The following is a 14387-nucleotide window of genomic DNA, read 5'->3' as shown; positions in this document are numbered from 1 at the left end:
CCTATACGGTGGGGTAGTTCACTCTAGTTTCTCACCACTGAGAATAAAAATGGGATCAGCCGCTACAAAGGTTTGTGAAAAGCCTCGTGTTTCTAAGCGGTTAACAGCCGACTGCACAACTTCGATATTTCTGGCTCTTAACTGAGAAAAGCTTTGGGAAATAGCATACAGACTTTCTAGATTAGCAGCTGTAGCCACAACTCGACCGGATGTAGGTAAATAACGCCACACAGCTTGCAAAATATCCTGAATAGTGCGCCCTCCTTCAATGCAAACGCGGTGAGGAGCCAGCTTAATATCATGTAAACATTCAGGGGCGCTACCTTCAATTACCTCTACATTTTTGACCTCAAAGCGATCGCAGTTGCGTTTAATTAAATTAGCCACTTCTTCATCTCTTTCTACAGCAATAACCCGCCCCTGTGGACACAGCAACCCCACCTCAACAGGAATCGTACCCGTACCTGCACCAATATCCCATAACACCGAATCTGGTTTTAGTCGCAGTTGGGAAATCAATAGCAATCTTAATTCTCGTTGACTGAGGGGAATACCTGGTAAATTCTCAAATAATTCATCAGGAATACCTGGACTAATGTAAGGCCAAAGTTGGGAAGGCATAAAAGATTCAAAATAATAAAAGGAGTCAGAAGTCAGGATTCAGGAGTCAGGAGGTATAAGAAAGCGAAATATTTCCTGTTTCCTCGCTTAAACCAAATCAATTTATAAGGAGTCAGGAGTCAGGAGTCAGGAGGTATAAGAAAGCGAAATATTTCCTCTTTCCTCACTTAAACCAAATCAATTTATTTTGCAACACTACTTATAAACAATCATAATGACTAGGGAAATATTGGTAAATCGCTACGAAATTCAACAGCAGTTAGGAAAAAAAGCCGGACGACGGACTTTATTAGCGCGTGATTTAACAACTGATGAATTAGTAATTATCAAATTACTCTCTTTTGGTAGCGACTTTGAATGGGATGATCTCAAGCTGTTTGAGCGAGAAGCAGAAACCTTAAAATCTTTATCACATCCCTGCATACCTCGCTATCTCGACTATTTTGAAGTAAATTCGCCCACTTATAAAGGATTTGCTCTCATCCAGACGTATATCCCAGCCTCAACTCTAGAGCAATACTTACAAACCGGACGGACTTTTACAGAAATTGAAGTCAAAGCGATCGCATCATCAATTTTAGAGATTCTCATTTATCTACATGGGTTATATCCGCCTGTTATCCACCGTGATATTAAGCCTAGCAATATTTTGTTAGGAGAGCGATCGGGCAATAGTGTCGGTCAAGTTTATCTAGTAGATTTTGGCTCAGTTCAAACAGTCTTAGCCGCAGAAGGCTCAACCCGCACAGTAGTTGGTACTTACGGCTATATGCCACAAGAGCAATTTGGTGGGCGCACCGTTCCAGCCTCTGACCTTTATAGTTTAGGCGCAACTCTGATTTATTTAGCAACAGGTACTCAGCCAGCAGACTTACCTCAAAAAGATTTTCGCATTCAATTTCAGCAACTTACTAACCTCAGTCCCACCTTGACTAACTGGTTAAAGCAAATAACAGAACCAACTTTAGAAAAGCGTTTTGCATCTGCAACTGAAGCACTCACAGCTTTAGAACAGCCACAAGTTACTAACACCACCACTTTAACCATTGGTAAACCAGCGGGTAGTAAAATTCAATTAACTAAAAATGAAGAATTTCTAGAAATTACCATTCCCCCAGTTGGCTTTCAATCGTCAATGATGTTCTTAGGTTTCTTTGCAGTAGCCTGGAATTCATTTATCTTAATTTGGACTATTGGCGCTCTTTCTGCCCCCTTTCCTGCCAACATTCCCTTTGCTTTATTCTCCCTACCTTTTTGGGGCGTAGGCTTTTCTATGATCTACGGTATATTGTACGGCTTATTTGGCAGTGTCAAACTACGTATAGATTACCAACAAATTTCTCTTAATCATCAGTTGGGAAAATGGAAAATCCCTCGTCGTCGTTCAGCTTTTAGAGAAAGTATTAACAAACTGGTTTATACACCGAAATATTTTACTAAAGACTCTGACGGCGATAAAACTCAAATACCTGCAAAATTAGTACTTTGGGCAGGAGTAGAAAAATTTGAGCTTGATGTTAATAATACCAGTATCAAATCCGAAGCAGAATTAGAATGGTTAGCCCATGAATTGAGCATTTGGTTAAATATGGAGATCACCAGTCTGTAGGGGTAAAGCACAGTGCTTAATGGTGTCAACTTAAGCTTAAATCTTGATGATATCTCGTTCCCAGTCTCCGACTGGGAATGCTATTAAATAGGCTCTGCCTTCTAGAATTCATTCCCATACAGAGTATGAGAACGAGAAAGGGTGAAACTGATATTTTACAAGGCTTTCACGTTAAGTTGATACCAATGAGCTTTTGCTTTACCCTACTTGTGAAGGCAAGTAATAGGTTATAGAAAACAGATTTTTTAGATAATTTTTGTAATTTCTATTCACTTACTTGGCATTTAGTAGTTATCTAATCCATGATAGATTTGTTACAACAACTAAGGTGTAAACTTATGGAAAATATCTTAGTCAATCGCTATGAAGTTCAACAGCAGTTAGGCAAAAAAGCTGGACGACAGACCTTGTTAGCAAAAGACTTGAATACTGAACAACTAGTAATAGTTAAATTACTTTCTTTTAGTAGTGATTTTCAATGGGATGATTTGAAATTATTTGAGCGAGAAGCCGAAACCTTAAAATCTTTATCCCATCCCTGCATACCCCGCTATTTAGACTATTTTGAAATCAACTCATCTGAATTTAAGGGATTTGCCCTTATTCAAACTTATATCCCAGCTAAAACCCTAGAGCAGTATTTACAAACTGGACGCAAATTTACAGAACCAGAAGTTAAACAAATTGCTAAAGATGTACTCAACATTCTCGTTTATTTACATAGCTTAAATCCACCAGTAATTCACCGTGATATTAAGCCTAGTAATATTTTATTAGGAGATAGAACTGGTAATAGTGTTGGTGAAGTTTATTTAATAGATTTTGGATCAGTACAAACAGTTCTAGCTACAGAAGGAACAGGAACAAGAACTATTGTTGGGACTTATGGTTATATGCCACAAGAACAATTTGGAGGGAGAACTGTTCCCGCTTCCGATCTTTATAGTTTAGGATGCACAATAATTTATTTAGTGACAGGTTCACATCCTGCTGATTTACCAGAAAAAGATTTTCGTATTCAATTTGAAGAAGTTACTAATCTGAGTCCAAATTTTACTAGCTGGTTAAAATTAATGATTGAACCCAGTTTAGGAAAACGGTTACGTTTTGCGAATGAAGCAATCACAGCTTTGGATAGACCAAAGTCTTTAACACCAACCAACACTAATTTAACTTTCAAAAAACCGACTGATAGTAAAATTCAATTGACAAAAAATCAGGATTTTATAGAAATTATAATTCCACCGATTGGCTTAAAGGTATCTACATTAACATGGTTTTTAAGTAGCATGATTCTAGTTTTTATTAATTGGATTTATCTGGCTTTGTACATCCAAAATCCAGTAAATAATCTATTCATTTTGACGATATTATTGATATTTTTAACAGCAGGATTGATATCAATATATAAGTTATTTTTCCGCTTGTTTGGCAGGATAAAATTAGTAATAAATCAATATCAAATTACATTAATTCGTGAATTGTTTGGCACAAACATAAAAGTCCCTAAACCAGCAAAAAAAGAGGATATTTGTCTAATACAAAGAATTAGGAAACCTGTTTATAAAGATCTTCGTGTTAGTACATTAGAAATTAAAGCTCAAATTATAATTTGGGCAGGTAAAAAGAAAAAATTTATTATTGGCAATGATAATGATTTAGTATCTGAATCGGAACTTGATTGGCTGGTACATGAACTGAGTGAGTGGTTAGATATACCAATTAGGACAGAATAAATCTTATAGTTAGTTACAGTGGCTTAAAAGGAAACTTATATGTTTGGACTAGGATGGCCAGAAGTAGCAATTATTGCCATTGTCGCAATTTTGATTTTTGGACCCAAGAAAATTCCCGAACTTGGTAGCGTATTAGGAAAAAGCCTCCGGGGTTTTAAGGAAGAAATGAAAAATTCCGATGACGAGACGAAACTAGAACACGAAGAAAGATAATCACAAGTAGAGACGGGTTGATTCGCGTCTCTACTGTGGACTACAGTAGCGTATTTACTACAGAAGAAGGTGCTACTCCATTTTGGGAATCGTTAATTGTTGTTGAGTTTTGTGGTTGTATTTCTTCCTGTACACCCCGCACCTTAATTAACTTAATCGCCCGGTTAACACTTTCTGGCAAAATGACTACCAGACTACCATCAGGAGCCATATCTAAGGCTTTGTTGATAGCTTGGGTTTCATCTAGAATTGACTCAAAGCGGCAACTAGGCTTGGCTTGAGTAATGCCTTGAGTAATCAAATCAGCAGCTGAACCGCGCAACCTACCTCTGGTGTCATCATCCTCTTTGATAATGATGTAATCAAAGATATTTGCTGATAATTTACCCAGAGTTACAAAATCTTCGTCACGGCGATCACCAGGACCACCAACGACACCAATTCTCTGTCCAGTCGTCCAATTACGCACAAATGATCCCAAAGCTTCATAACTAGCAGGATTATGGGCATAGTCCACCAAAGCGTGGTATTTACCCAAATTGAACAAATTCATCCGTCCTGGTGTTTGACTAACTGAAGCGCGGAAAGTCTTTAAGCCAGCACGAATTTGCTCTATTGTCACATTTTGTACAAATGCTGCCAAACTTGCGGCTAAAGCATTGGCAATCATAAATGGCGCTTTTCCACCCATTGTCAAGGGGATATTTTCGGCTCTTTCTATACGGTGTGTCCAATCTCCTTTGGCAATTGACAGATAGCCATTTTCATATACTGCGGCTACTCCTCCCTTTTGGATATGCTTTCGCACCAATTCCGAGTCTGGGTTCATGGTGAAGTAAGCAATATTGGCTTTAGTTTTTTCTGCCATAGCGGCAACACGGAGATCATCAGCATTGAGAACTGCATAGCCATCAGGGTATACAGCTTCTGCAACTACACTTTTCAGGTTAGCTAACTGCTCAATGGTATCAATATCACCAATACCTAAATGATCCGCAGCTACGTTTAATACCACACCCACATTAGCAGCCTCAAAACCTAAGCCAGAGCGAAGAATACCGCCTCGAGCCGATTCAAGTACAGCTACCTCAACAGTTGGGTCTTGGAGGATCACATGGGCGCTTTGGGGTCCAGTATTATCTCCAGCTTCTACTAAATAATCACCGATATATGTACCATCAGTGGTTGTATAACCTACTACTTTGCCGGTCTGCTTATAAATATGTGCTAATAGGCGAGTTGTGGTAGTTTTGCCATTAGTACCTGTGATGCTGAGGATGGGAATCCGGCTGGGTTTTTCGTTGGGGAACAGCATATCCATGACTGCACCAGCAACGTTCCGGGGAGTGCCTTGACTGGGAGCGACGTGCATTCGGAAGCCAGGTGCGGCGTTAACTTCCACAATTACAGCATCTACTTCCCTAAGAGGACGGCTAATATCCGAGGTAACAATATCCAAGCCTGCAATATCTAAACCGATAATTCTCACTACCCGTTGGGCTAACCAAACGTTTTCCGGGTGGATTTCGTCAGTGCGGTCTACAGCACTACCACCTGTACTGAGGTTAGCGGTTGCCCGTAGATAACAAATTGTTCCTTTGGGTGGCACACTATTAAGGGTGTAGCCTTGCCTTTCTAATAATTGGTAACTGGTACGGTCAAGCTCAATTTTGGTGAGGACGTTATCGTGACCTTCACCTCGATTGGGATCTTGGTTAGTTTCTTCAATTAAATCACTAATGGAAGATCTGCCATTACCAATTACGTGAGCAGGTACCCGTTCAGCTACTGCAACAACTTTGCCATCTACCACTAGTACCCTATGGTCGCGTCCGTCGTAATAACGCTCAACAATAATAGAGCGGGATACTTGTCTGGCTGCTTCATAGGCGGCTTCAGCTTCATCCCAACTGCGGATATCAATGGTGATACCACGTCCATGATTGCCATCTAGGGGCTTGATAACAATGGGATAACCGCCAACATACTCAATAGATTCTTCCAAGTCGTCCAGGAAGTTGATGACTGTACCTCTGGGGACAGGTACACCGTTAGCAGCAAGGATGCGTTTAGTGGCTTCTTTGTCACAGGCTAGTTCTACACCGAGAATGCCTGTGTTATCGGTCATCGTTGCCTGCATCCGCTTCTGGTTGATACCGTAGCCCAACTGAATTAGAAAGCGTGCGGCTAAGGGCATCCAAGGAATGCCTCTTTTTTCTGCTTCTTTGACAATGGCTTCTGTAGAAGGCCCTAAAGAAGCTTCACGCAGAAAGTCTTTCAGGTCTTGGATATCTTGCTCTAGTTCTGCCTTGGGATAACGACCCCGATCAACAATACTTTGACATAGCCGTACTGCTGCACGTCCTGCATAACGTCCCGCTTCCTCATTTATGTACTCAATCACTACCTGATAAACTCCAGGTGTGGCAGTCTCACGGGTGCGGCCAAAACCTACGTGCATTCCAGCTAATTCTTGGAGTTCTAATGCTACGTGTTCTACGATATGACCCATCATTGTGCCTTCTCGTACCCGCATTAAAAAACCACCACGACAGCCAGGAGAGCAATAATGACCCTCCAGACTTGGCAGCGCCTCAACTAATCCTTCATAAAAGCCGGAGATTTCATTTGAGGGCATCTCAGCCAGGTTTTCGAGATCTAGGCGCATGACGATCAGTTTATGGCGTCGAATGCTCCAGTAGTTTGGGCCGCGTAAGGTCTGGATCTTGAGGATTCTCATGGGAATAGGTAGATGGAGATTCGGAACCAAAATTCTAGTTTCTTACTGGAATTGACCGCTAAACTGTTCATTACAAACAGTTTTTTCTTTTCAGATAGTAATTGTTTAAATCTGGTGGGAGTAAGAAATAAAGGCGCGGTCAAGTCAGTGTAACCTCAGATACTCTATACCGTCAGCTGGAGATCCGATGCACAGCAGGTAAAACAGTCCGTTGGTAAAGATGGAAACGATCTCCGTAACTGAGGATATGTAAGCGCAAATTATGCACGGTTAAGGGTTCATTGGCACTGACATGAGGTTCGTTGGTATGGGTGAGTTCTGTGGGATCAACAATTGTGACACTGCCTTTGCCCATGACTTGCAACCAACCGTCACGTTCAAATACAGCACAGGTGTCTTCATCAATGCCAATGCCTAGACGATCAGGATGCGCGGCGATCGCACTAATTAAACGTCCCATACGATTTCGGTTGTGAAAGTGCTGATCAACAACAACTTCAGGAATGAATCCCAAACCCGTTGCCATATCAACTAGGGAACGATTGGGTGCTTCACCACTCCCACCACCAGCAATCATGTGATGTCCCATCACTGCTGCTCCTGCACTTGTACCGGCTAAAGTCAATTGTCCAGCCCTTACCCGCTGCCGGATAATTTCCATGGCTGGTGTGTCTGACAGGACACCACAGAGACGTAATTGATCTCCCCCTGTTAAAAACACCCCTGTACAGGCTTCTAAGGATGCTTTAATTTGTGGGTTTTCGCATTGTTCCCGTTCTCGAATGTCTAAAATCTCAACCTTTTCAGCACCCATTTCTTCAAATATGCGAATATACCGGCCACCAATAATGGCTGGTTCACGGGAGGCTGATGGAATAATTGTAATATACGCCTTGCTAGCACCGGCACGAGCAACAAAAGTCCGCAGGATTTCGCGTCCGTGAACTTTGTCTTCTGCGCCTCCGATAACTAGAACAGCGGTTTTAGTTGCTTGGGGTGTCCTCATTTCCAGCGATTTAGCTTTTAATTGCTGCATTGTGTTTCTCCGGTCAACAACTTCAGAAGCCATCGCCTTGGACGGGTTTCCAAGGCACTCCGTTGGGGAGGCAGTGCGTTGCGGAGGTTCCCTCTGTTGAAGCAACTGCTGTCGCCAATGCCCAACTTGAAGGAAGTGCCGTCGGCTTGTGGCGAATGGCGGGTGAATTTAACAAGGTTTACCAGCCTGTTGATTTTCGCCCTTTGCTTCTTTGAGAGGACACTTGTGATCAGTGTGGAGTGGCTAAAGCCTTTTTGATACTCTTCTCCTATTGGAGATGCTACCAAGTGGCTTGCTTCCCTGGAAGGGTGCGGGTAAGGCTGTCACCTGAGACGGGCTAACCGTGCTTTAGTGCTTTCTCACCTTCTCTCCAACTTCTCATTTAACGCACACGATGCCTCAGTTTTCATGTGTCCGTTGCTGTCCCTCATCGCCAGAGCCTTGTTTTTTGCCTATCCACTTGTTCCAGATTGGCAAAATAGTACTAGGGGCTAGATTTATCCTCTGGATTTGGGGCAAGCAGGTCTTGACACTCTTATTTCTGAGGCTGGCTCGATGCATCCTGGAAGTTGTTAACTTTGGTTGGATTATTAATTTAAATTTAGTTGTGACAATATTTAAACATAAATTAAGTAATTAGAAAAACTTTTGATCGCACCAAAAAATATATAGTTCTGGTACTTTTAGATACTATTGATTAAGTTTCTCTATGGTCTTACCTCTCTTTGGCTGCTTTTGTTGGTTAGATATTTAAATCTTAGTTTAGTGTCCTTGAATACGAATTACTGTGCGTTTTGATATAGTTACGCTTTTTCCTGACTGTTTTAGCTCGGTTCTGAGTTCCGGTCTTTTGAGTAAAGCCCTAACCAAACAGATTGCCCAAGTGCATCTGGTTAATCCTAGGGATTTTACAACTGATAAGCATCGGAAGGTGGATGATGAACCCTACGGTGGGGGTGTAGGGATGCTGATGAAGCCTGATCCCATTTTTGCGGCTGTGGAGTCGCTGCCGACTTTACCCCGCCGAGAAGTGATTTTAATGAGTCCTCAAGGTCAAACCATAAATCAACCTCTGTTGCGCGAATTGGTGAGCAATTACGACCAATTGATCGTGATTTGTGGACATTATGAAGGGGTGGACGACAGGGTGCTAAATTTAGTCACTCGTGAGGTGTCTTTGGGTGATTTTATTCTGACTGGTGGAGAAATTCCGGCTATGGCTTTGATTAATGGGGTGGTGCGTCTGCTACCGGGAACGGTGGGTAAGGTGGAATCTCTCAAAGCCGAAAGTTTTGAGGAGGGGTTGTTAGATTTTCCCCAGTATACTCGTCCAGCCAATTTTCGGGGTTGGAAAGTCCCAGATGTTCTGCTGAGTGGAAATCATGCGGAAATTGCTAAGTGGCGTTTCCAACAACAAATTCAACGTACAGCTTCCCGCCGTCCCGATTTGCTGGAACAATGGCAACAGGAGAGGCAGGGGGGCAGGGGGCAGGGTGCAGGGGGGCAGGGGGAACATTAATTCTTTATACTGAATAGCGCAGCGTGGGTAAGCCATACTCCTGAACTCCTGAACTCCTGAAATCCTCTTTCTTATGAACATCAGAATTGGTAACGGCTACGATATTCACAGATTGGTGAGCGATCGCTCTTTAATTTTAGGCGGTATTCACATTCCCCATGAACTCGGTTTGTTAGGACACAGTGACGCTGATGTGCTAACTCATGCCATCATGGACGCGATGCTAGGCGCTTTGTCTTTGGGGGATATTGGTCATTATTTCCCCCCCACAGATCCTCAATGGGCTGGGGCTGATAGTCTTGTACTATTAACCCAAGTACACCAGCTAATTCGTGACCAAGGTTGGAAAATAGGCAATATTGATTCTGTCGTTGTTGCAGAACGTCCGAAATTAAAACCCCATATTTCTAAAATGCGAGATAAGTTAGCAGCGGTTTTACAACTAGAACCAAATCAAATTGGTGTCAAAGCTACCACTAATGAAAAATTGGGGCCAACTGGGAGAGAAGAAGGTATTTGTGCTTATGCTGTAGTTTTGTTGACAGCAGCATAATTAATTGATTAATAGGAGGATGGGAAAATGTTTAGTTTAGATAAACCCGAAGAATTAATCAAAATTAGACTTATTTCTAGTATTTGGAATAATCAATTTGATTCACCGGAAAAAATAGAAAGTTTATTTCTTCTTTCCCATCCAGATATTGTTGTATTAGACAAAAATAAGCAAATCGCACTATTAGTTGATGTTCAAGCTAAAAAACTCCCAAAAGGAGATGTGAAGGAAGAATATTTATCACAATTAACAAGGCTATATTTACAAAATGCTAAAAAAGATACTCGCTTTGCAATGTTAGCTGAATTAGAAGAAATCAATATTTTTAAATGGAGGAATGGCAAATTTTTAGAACCTTTAACTTTATTAAAAACTGCTGATATTCTTAGCCATTATGACCGAGATTTTAGAGACAAGAGCAACCGAATATTTTCTTTCTATTTGAAAACACTCATAGAAGCTTGGTTAAGAGACTTAGCTTATCACTGGAAATCAGAAATACCACCTGCATCTAAAGAATTGAAAGAAATTGAATTATTTTCCAGACTAGAAGGGGGAGATACTTATTTGCAGAATGATGAATAAAATATAGAATTTAATTATCAGGTAAATTCAGGTGACAATACTTTACATAGAAACTAATTTTTTGATTGCAATTGCCAAAGGACAAGATCCCGAAGCAGAAGGTTTACTATATAGCCCACCTAATGAAGTACTTATATTTATGCCAAACATTTGTTATGTGGAAGCTATATCTGTCTTTAAGATAGAAAAACAAGCAAGAGAGTCTTTTAAAACAGAAATAGAAAATAAAATTAAAGAAGCTAAACGCGATCTCTCTTCTCCCCATGCTCAATCTTTATGTAGAAATTTAGAGGGAGCAAAAATTGATAATGATTCATTGCTTAATGATATTCAATATCGTCTTTATAATGCTATCAATCGTAGGGTAAATGGCATAAATTTAGAACAAAATAAGCTCCAGAATATTTGTAAATCAATGCTAAACGAGCCAGAAACATTGCCAATCAAAAAAGATATCATGGATAACTTGATATTACAGTGTATACTCGATCATGCTAATTCACAACCTGATGAGGAAAAGGCATTTATAAGTGGTAATAGTAATGACTTTGGTAAACAGGAAGTAAGAGATGCTTTACGCAACGCTGAAATTAAATACTTTACTATGACACAGCCATTTCTGGGTTGGTTTTATTCTCCTTCATCAAACTAAATAATCAATTATTAAAAATATGTCAATTACTAAAAAAATATCCAATTCCATAAAACGCTTTTTTTTACTCATAACTATCCTGTCATTTACAGCAATCTCAATTACTGCGTGTAACCCAACTAAGCTGAAAAGTGATGCTGCTCAAATACCGCAATTAGTAACAAGTATTCTCAGTGATCCAAAAACTTTCAACTATGCACTAAGTTCCGAATCTCCTAATATTTTTGGTTACACTTACGAAGGCTTAATTAGCCAAAATCCGATCACAGGTAAACTTGAGGCAAATTTGGCAGAATCCTGGCAGGTTTCTGAAGATAAATTAAAGATTATTTTCACTCTACGGGAAGGTTTAAAATGGTCTGATGGGAAACCCCTCACCGTTGATGATGTGGTATTTACATACAACGATATTTATTTAAATGAAGCCATACCAACAAATGTTAGAGATATTTTGAGAATTGGTAAAAATCGCCAATTACCTAGTGTAAAAAAACTTGATGAGCGTCGAGTTGAATTTAGTGTACCAGAACCTTTTAGACCATTTCTACAAAATGCTAGTGCTGCTATTCTACCCTCCCATGCTTTGGGAGAATCAGTAAAAAAGAAAGACCAAGATGGAAAACCAACTTTTCTCACAAAATGGGGTGTGGAGACTCCACCTGAGCAAATAATTGTTAATGGCCCTTATAAACTCGAGCGGTACGATACCAGTCAACGTGTAATCTTTCGACGTAACCCCTATTATTGGCGTAAAGATGCTCAAGGTAATCCCCAACCTTATATTCAACGTATTATCTGGCAAATTGTCGAATCAACAGATACTTCATTACTGCAATTTCGTTCTGGTGGATTAGATGCTGTAGGGGTGACACCTGATTACTTTTCTTTACTAAAAGTCCAAGAAAAACAAGGTAATTTTAAAATCGAAAATGGTGGGCCATCTACTAGTACTAGTTTTGTGCTTTTTAACTTGAACAAAGGTAAAAGAGCAGGTAAGCCACTTATCGATCCTATCAAGTCCCGTTGGTTTAATAGTGTAGAATTTCGGCAAGCTGTAGCCTATGCTATTGACAGAAAAACCATGATCAATAATACGTTTCGTGGTTTGGGTAAAACACAAGATTCTCCAATTTCTATCCAAAGTCCCTATTATCTTGCTCCAGAAAAAGGGCTAAAAGTTTACAATTATAATCTAGAAAAAGCGAAGCAATTATTACTTAAAGCTGGCTTTAAATATAATGCTCAAAATCAACTGGAAGATGCTCAAGGAAACCGTGTGAGGTTTGCCTTGCTTACTAATGCAGGTAACAAAATTAGGGAAGCAATGGGTTCGCAAATTAAACAAGACTTGAGCAAAATAGGTATCCAAGTTGATTTCACGCCTTTAGCCTGGAATACTTTTGTAGATAAGCTATCTAATACTTTAGATTGGGAAGCATCTTTGCTAGGTTTGACTGGTGGGTTAGAACCAAATGATGGCGCTAATGTTTGGTCTCCTGAAGGTGGATTACATATGTTTAATCAGAAACCACAACCAGGACAAAAGCCGATAGAAGGTTGGGAAGTTTCACCTTGGGAAGAAAAGATTCATGCACTTTATATTCAAGGCGCACAGGAGTTTGATGAAGCCAAAGTTAAAGAAATTTATGCCGAAAGTCAACGATTAACACAAGAGAATTTACCATTTATTTACTTGGTGAATTCCTATTCTATGACAGCTATCAGGAATCGCTTTGAAGGTTTACAATATTCTGCTCTTGGTGGTGCATTCTGGAACATTCATGAAATTAAAATTACTGAATAGGTGACAGGTGACAGGTGACAGGTGACAGGTGACAGGTGACAGTTAAGAAGGTTAAGAAGGTTAAGAGGGTTAAGAGGGTTAAGAGTAAATAGCGAACAGCAAGTGAGAATTTTACCAATTACCAATCACCAAAAAATCAATCTAAAATCCAAAATCCAAAATCCAAAATTGTAATGACTCAACCTGAAGCTTTGCGATCGCTCTTAGCAGCCGTCGCCAATGGTAAAATCAGCCCAGATAGGGCATTCGACTCACTCAAAGACTTACATTATGAATCTGTAGGTGACTTTGCCAAAATTGACCACCACCGTCAATTAAGAACCGGGTTTCCAGAAGTGATTTGGGGACAGGGTAAAACACCTGATCAGATTGCTCAAATTATGGAAGTCATGCGTCAACGCGGTTCCGTAGTCATGGCCACCCGGATTGAACCAGCTATTTATGCCACTCTGCAACAGCAAGTAAAAGAACTGCAATACTACGAAATGGCGAGAATTTGTGCCATTAGTCCCGCCAATATTGAACCAAAATTCACCGGCACAATTACTATACTTTCAGCGGGTACAGCCGATTTACCCGTAGCCGAAGAAGCCGCAGTTACAGCCGAACTTTCTGGTTTCCGTGTTCAGCGTCTCTGGGATGTCGGTGTAGCCGGAATTCACCGTTTATTAAATAACCGTCACGTAATTGATTCCGCATCAGTATTAATAGTGGTAGCAGGAATGGAAGGAGCTTTACCTAGTGTAGTTGCAGGTTTAGCCGATTGTCCCGTAATTGCTGTTCCCACCAGTATCGGTTATGGTGCAAGTTTTTCTGGTTTAGCACCTCTACTGACAATGCTTAACTCTTGTGCAGCTGGTATAGGTGTAGTTAACATTGATAATGGCTTTGGTGCAGCAGTTCTCGCAGGGCAAATTCTCCGAACGGCTGAAAAATTGAGCTTGGCATCACAGAAATATGAAAGTTGACAAAATCAAATAGAGACCGAGAGTCAATAATGCGTAATGTCGCTTAAACTTTAGATGTCATCGGCTACTATAAATTGTCAAAACTAGGCTATAGAAAATATGGACTACCTAAGTGTAAGTGATTCAATCTCTCATATACTTTGGCATTTGCCTGTAGATATCACTTTCCTAGCTCAACACGTTCGTGATGCTGATCTTATGGGTCAGATACAACGAAATTGGAACCACTTTGTCCAGACCGGACAAATTTGGGCTTTATTAATCGGGTTGGTTATTGGCTATATGCTCAAAAGTTTAACTAGTTACGGTTAAGGTAATTTTAGATTTTAGATTTTAGATTTTAGATTTTGG

13 protein-coding genes are annotated in these 14387 nt (G+C 40.4%); 10 read left to right on the top strand and 3 right to left on the bottom strand.

Annotated elements, in window-relative coordinates:
• Nucleotides 1–18: 18 nt before the first annotated feature.
• On the bottom strand, nucleotides 19–621 hold the full coding sequence (gene cbiT, locus AC012T_RS15570; protein ID WP_438889851.1) for a precorrin-6Y C5,15-methyltransferase subunit CbiT: 603 nt from the start codon (nucleotides 619–621) through the stop codon (nucleotides 19–21).
• Between the two features lie 214 nt (nucleotides 622–835).
• Between cbiT and AC012T_RS15565 the strand changes: the two genes are divergently transcribed.
• The 3 genes from AC012T_RS15565 to tatA all read left to right on the top strand — a co-directional run bounded on the left by AC012T_RS15565 (nucleotide 836) and on the right by tatA (nucleotide 4179).
• Nucleotides 836–2230, top strand: a complete 1395-nt coding sequence (locus tag AC012T_RS15565; RefSeq protein WP_487059698.1) for a serine/threonine protein kinase — start codon at nucleotides 836–838, stop codon at nucleotides 2228–2230.
• Nucleotides 2231–2568: 338 nt separating this feature from the next.
• On the top strand, nucleotides 2569–3966 hold the full coding sequence (locus tag AC012T_RS15560) for a serine/threonine protein kinase (RefSeq protein ID WP_487059696.1): 1398 nt from the start codon (nucleotides 2569–2571) through the stop codon (nucleotides 3964–3966).
• Nucleotides 3967–4005: 39 nt separating this feature from the next.
• Entirely contained in the window at nucleotides 4006–4179 is a 174-nt protein-coding gene (gene tatA / locus AC012T_RS15555) for a twin-arginine translocase TatA/TatE family subunit (protein ID WP_438889854.1), read from the top strand.
• 40 nt (nucleotides 4180–4219) lie between these two features.
• Here the strand turns inward: tatA and cphA are convergent, their stop codons facing one another.
• Complete coding sequence (gene cphA, locus AC012T_RS15550; RefSeq protein WP_487059693.1) at nucleotides 4220–6919, bottom strand: cyanophycin synthetase; 2700 nt, start codon at nucleotides 6917–6919, stop codon at nucleotides 4220–4222.
• A 172-nt stretch (nucleotides 6920–7091) separates the two neighbouring features.
• Complete coding sequence (locus tag AC012T_RS15545) at nucleotides 7092–7955, bottom strand: cyanophycinase (protein WP_015214722.1); 864 nt, start codon at nucleotides 7953–7955, stop codon at nucleotides 7092–7094.
• Nucleotides 7956–8742: 787 nt separating this feature from the next.
• On the opposite strand from AC012T_RS15545, the gene trmD reads away from it, so the two are divergent.
• The 7 genes from trmD (at nucleotide 8743) to AC012T_RS15510 (ending at nucleotide 14348) form a co-directional block, all read left to right on the top strand.
• Entirely contained in the window at nucleotides 8743–9474 is a 732-nt protein-coding gene (gene trmD, locus AC012T_RS15540; RefSeq protein WP_487059691.1) for a tRNA (guanosine(37)-N1)-methyltransferase TrmD, read from the top strand.
• Nucleotides 9475–9547: 73 nt separating this feature from the next.
• Nucleotides 9548–10027: a 2-C-methyl-D-erythritol 2,4-cyclodiphosphate synthase gene (gene ispF / locus AC012T_RS15535; protein ID WP_487059689.1), complete on the top strand. Its 480-nt coding sequence runs from the start codon at nucleotides 9548–9550 to the stop codon at nucleotides 10025–10027.
• Between the two features lie 27 nt (nucleotides 10028–10054).
• Nucleotides 10055–10612: a hypothetical protein gene (locus AC012T_RS15530; RefSeq protein WP_487059687.1), complete on the top strand. Its 558-nt coding sequence runs from the start codon at nucleotides 10055–10057 to the stop codon at nucleotides 10610–10612.
• Nucleotides 10613–10643: 31 nt separating this feature from the next.
• Entirely contained in the window at nucleotides 10644–11264 is a 621-nt protein-coding gene (locus tag AC012T_RS15525) for a PIN domain-containing protein (protein ID WP_487059685.1), read from the top strand.
• A gap of 19 nt (nucleotides 11265–11283) precedes the next feature.
• Entirely contained in the window at nucleotides 11284–13068 is a 1785-nt protein-coding gene (locus AC012T_RS15520; protein ID WP_487059683.1) for an ABC transporter substrate-binding protein, read from the top strand.
• 173 nt (nucleotides 13069–13241) lie between these two features.
• Entirely contained in the window at nucleotides 13242–14036 is a 795-nt protein-coding gene (gene larB / locus AC012T_RS15515; RefSeq protein WP_487059681.1) for a nickel pincer cofactor biosynthesis protein LarB, read from the top strand.
• A 99-nt stretch (nucleotides 14037–14135) separates the two neighbouring features.
• Nucleotides 14136–14348 (top strand): hypothetical protein, encoded by a 213-nt coding sequence (locus AC012T_RS15510; RefSeq protein ID WP_487059679.1) that lies wholly within the window; start codon nucleotides 14136–14138, stop codon nucleotides 14346–14348.
• Nucleotides 14349–14387: the final 39 nt, after the last annotated feature.

The sequence above is a fragment of the Anabaena sp. EIM26 genome (genome assembly GCF_057568715.1).
Note: the sequence above shows the minus strand (reverse complement) of the source record. Positions and strands in the feature narration are given on the sequence as shown.

Bases quoted from the DNA above. Each gene is read 5' to 3' on its own strand.
- larB (WP_487059681.1), top strand. From the start codon at position 13,242: ATGACTCAACCTGAAGCTTTGCGATCGCTCTTAGCAGCCGTCGCCAAT.
- ispF (WP_487059689.1), top strand. From the start codon at position 9,548: ATGAACATCAGAATTGGTAACGGCTACGATATTCACAGATTGGTGAGC.
- cphA (WP_487059693.1), bottom strand. From the start codon at position 6,919: ATGAGAATCCTCAAGATCCAGACCTTACGCGGCCCAAACTACTGGAGC.
- AC012T_RS15520 (WP_487059683.1), top strand. From the start codon at position 11,284: ATGTCAATTACTAAAAAAATATCCAATTCCATAAAACGCTTTTTTTTA.
- AC012T_RS15530 (WP_487059687.1), top strand. From the start codon at position 10,055: ATGTTTAGTTTAGATAAACCCGAAGAATTAATCAAAATTAGACTTATT.
- tatA (WP_438889854.1), top strand. From the start codon at position 4,006: ATGTTTGGACTAGGATGGCCAGAAGTAGCAATTATTGCCATTGTCGCA.
- AC012T_RS15545 (WP_015214722.1), bottom strand. From the start codon at position 7,955: ATGCAGCAATTAAAAGCTAAATCGCTGGAAATGAGGACACCCCAAGCA.
- AC012T_RS15510 (WP_487059679.1), top strand. From the start codon at position 14,136: ATGGACTACCTAAGTGTAAGTGATTCAATCTCTCATATACTTTGGCAT.
- AC012T_RS15565 (WP_487059698.1), top strand. From the start codon at position 836: ATGACTAGGGAAATATTGGTAAATCGCTACGAAATTCAACAGCAGTTA.
- cbiT (WP_438889851.1), bottom strand. From the start codon at position 621: ATGCCTTCCCAACTTTGGCCTTACATTAGTCCAGGTATTCCTGATGAA.
- AC012T_RS15560 (WP_487059696.1), top strand. From the start codon at position 2,569: ATGGAAAATATCTTAGTCAATCGCTATGAAGTTCAACAGCAGTTAGGC.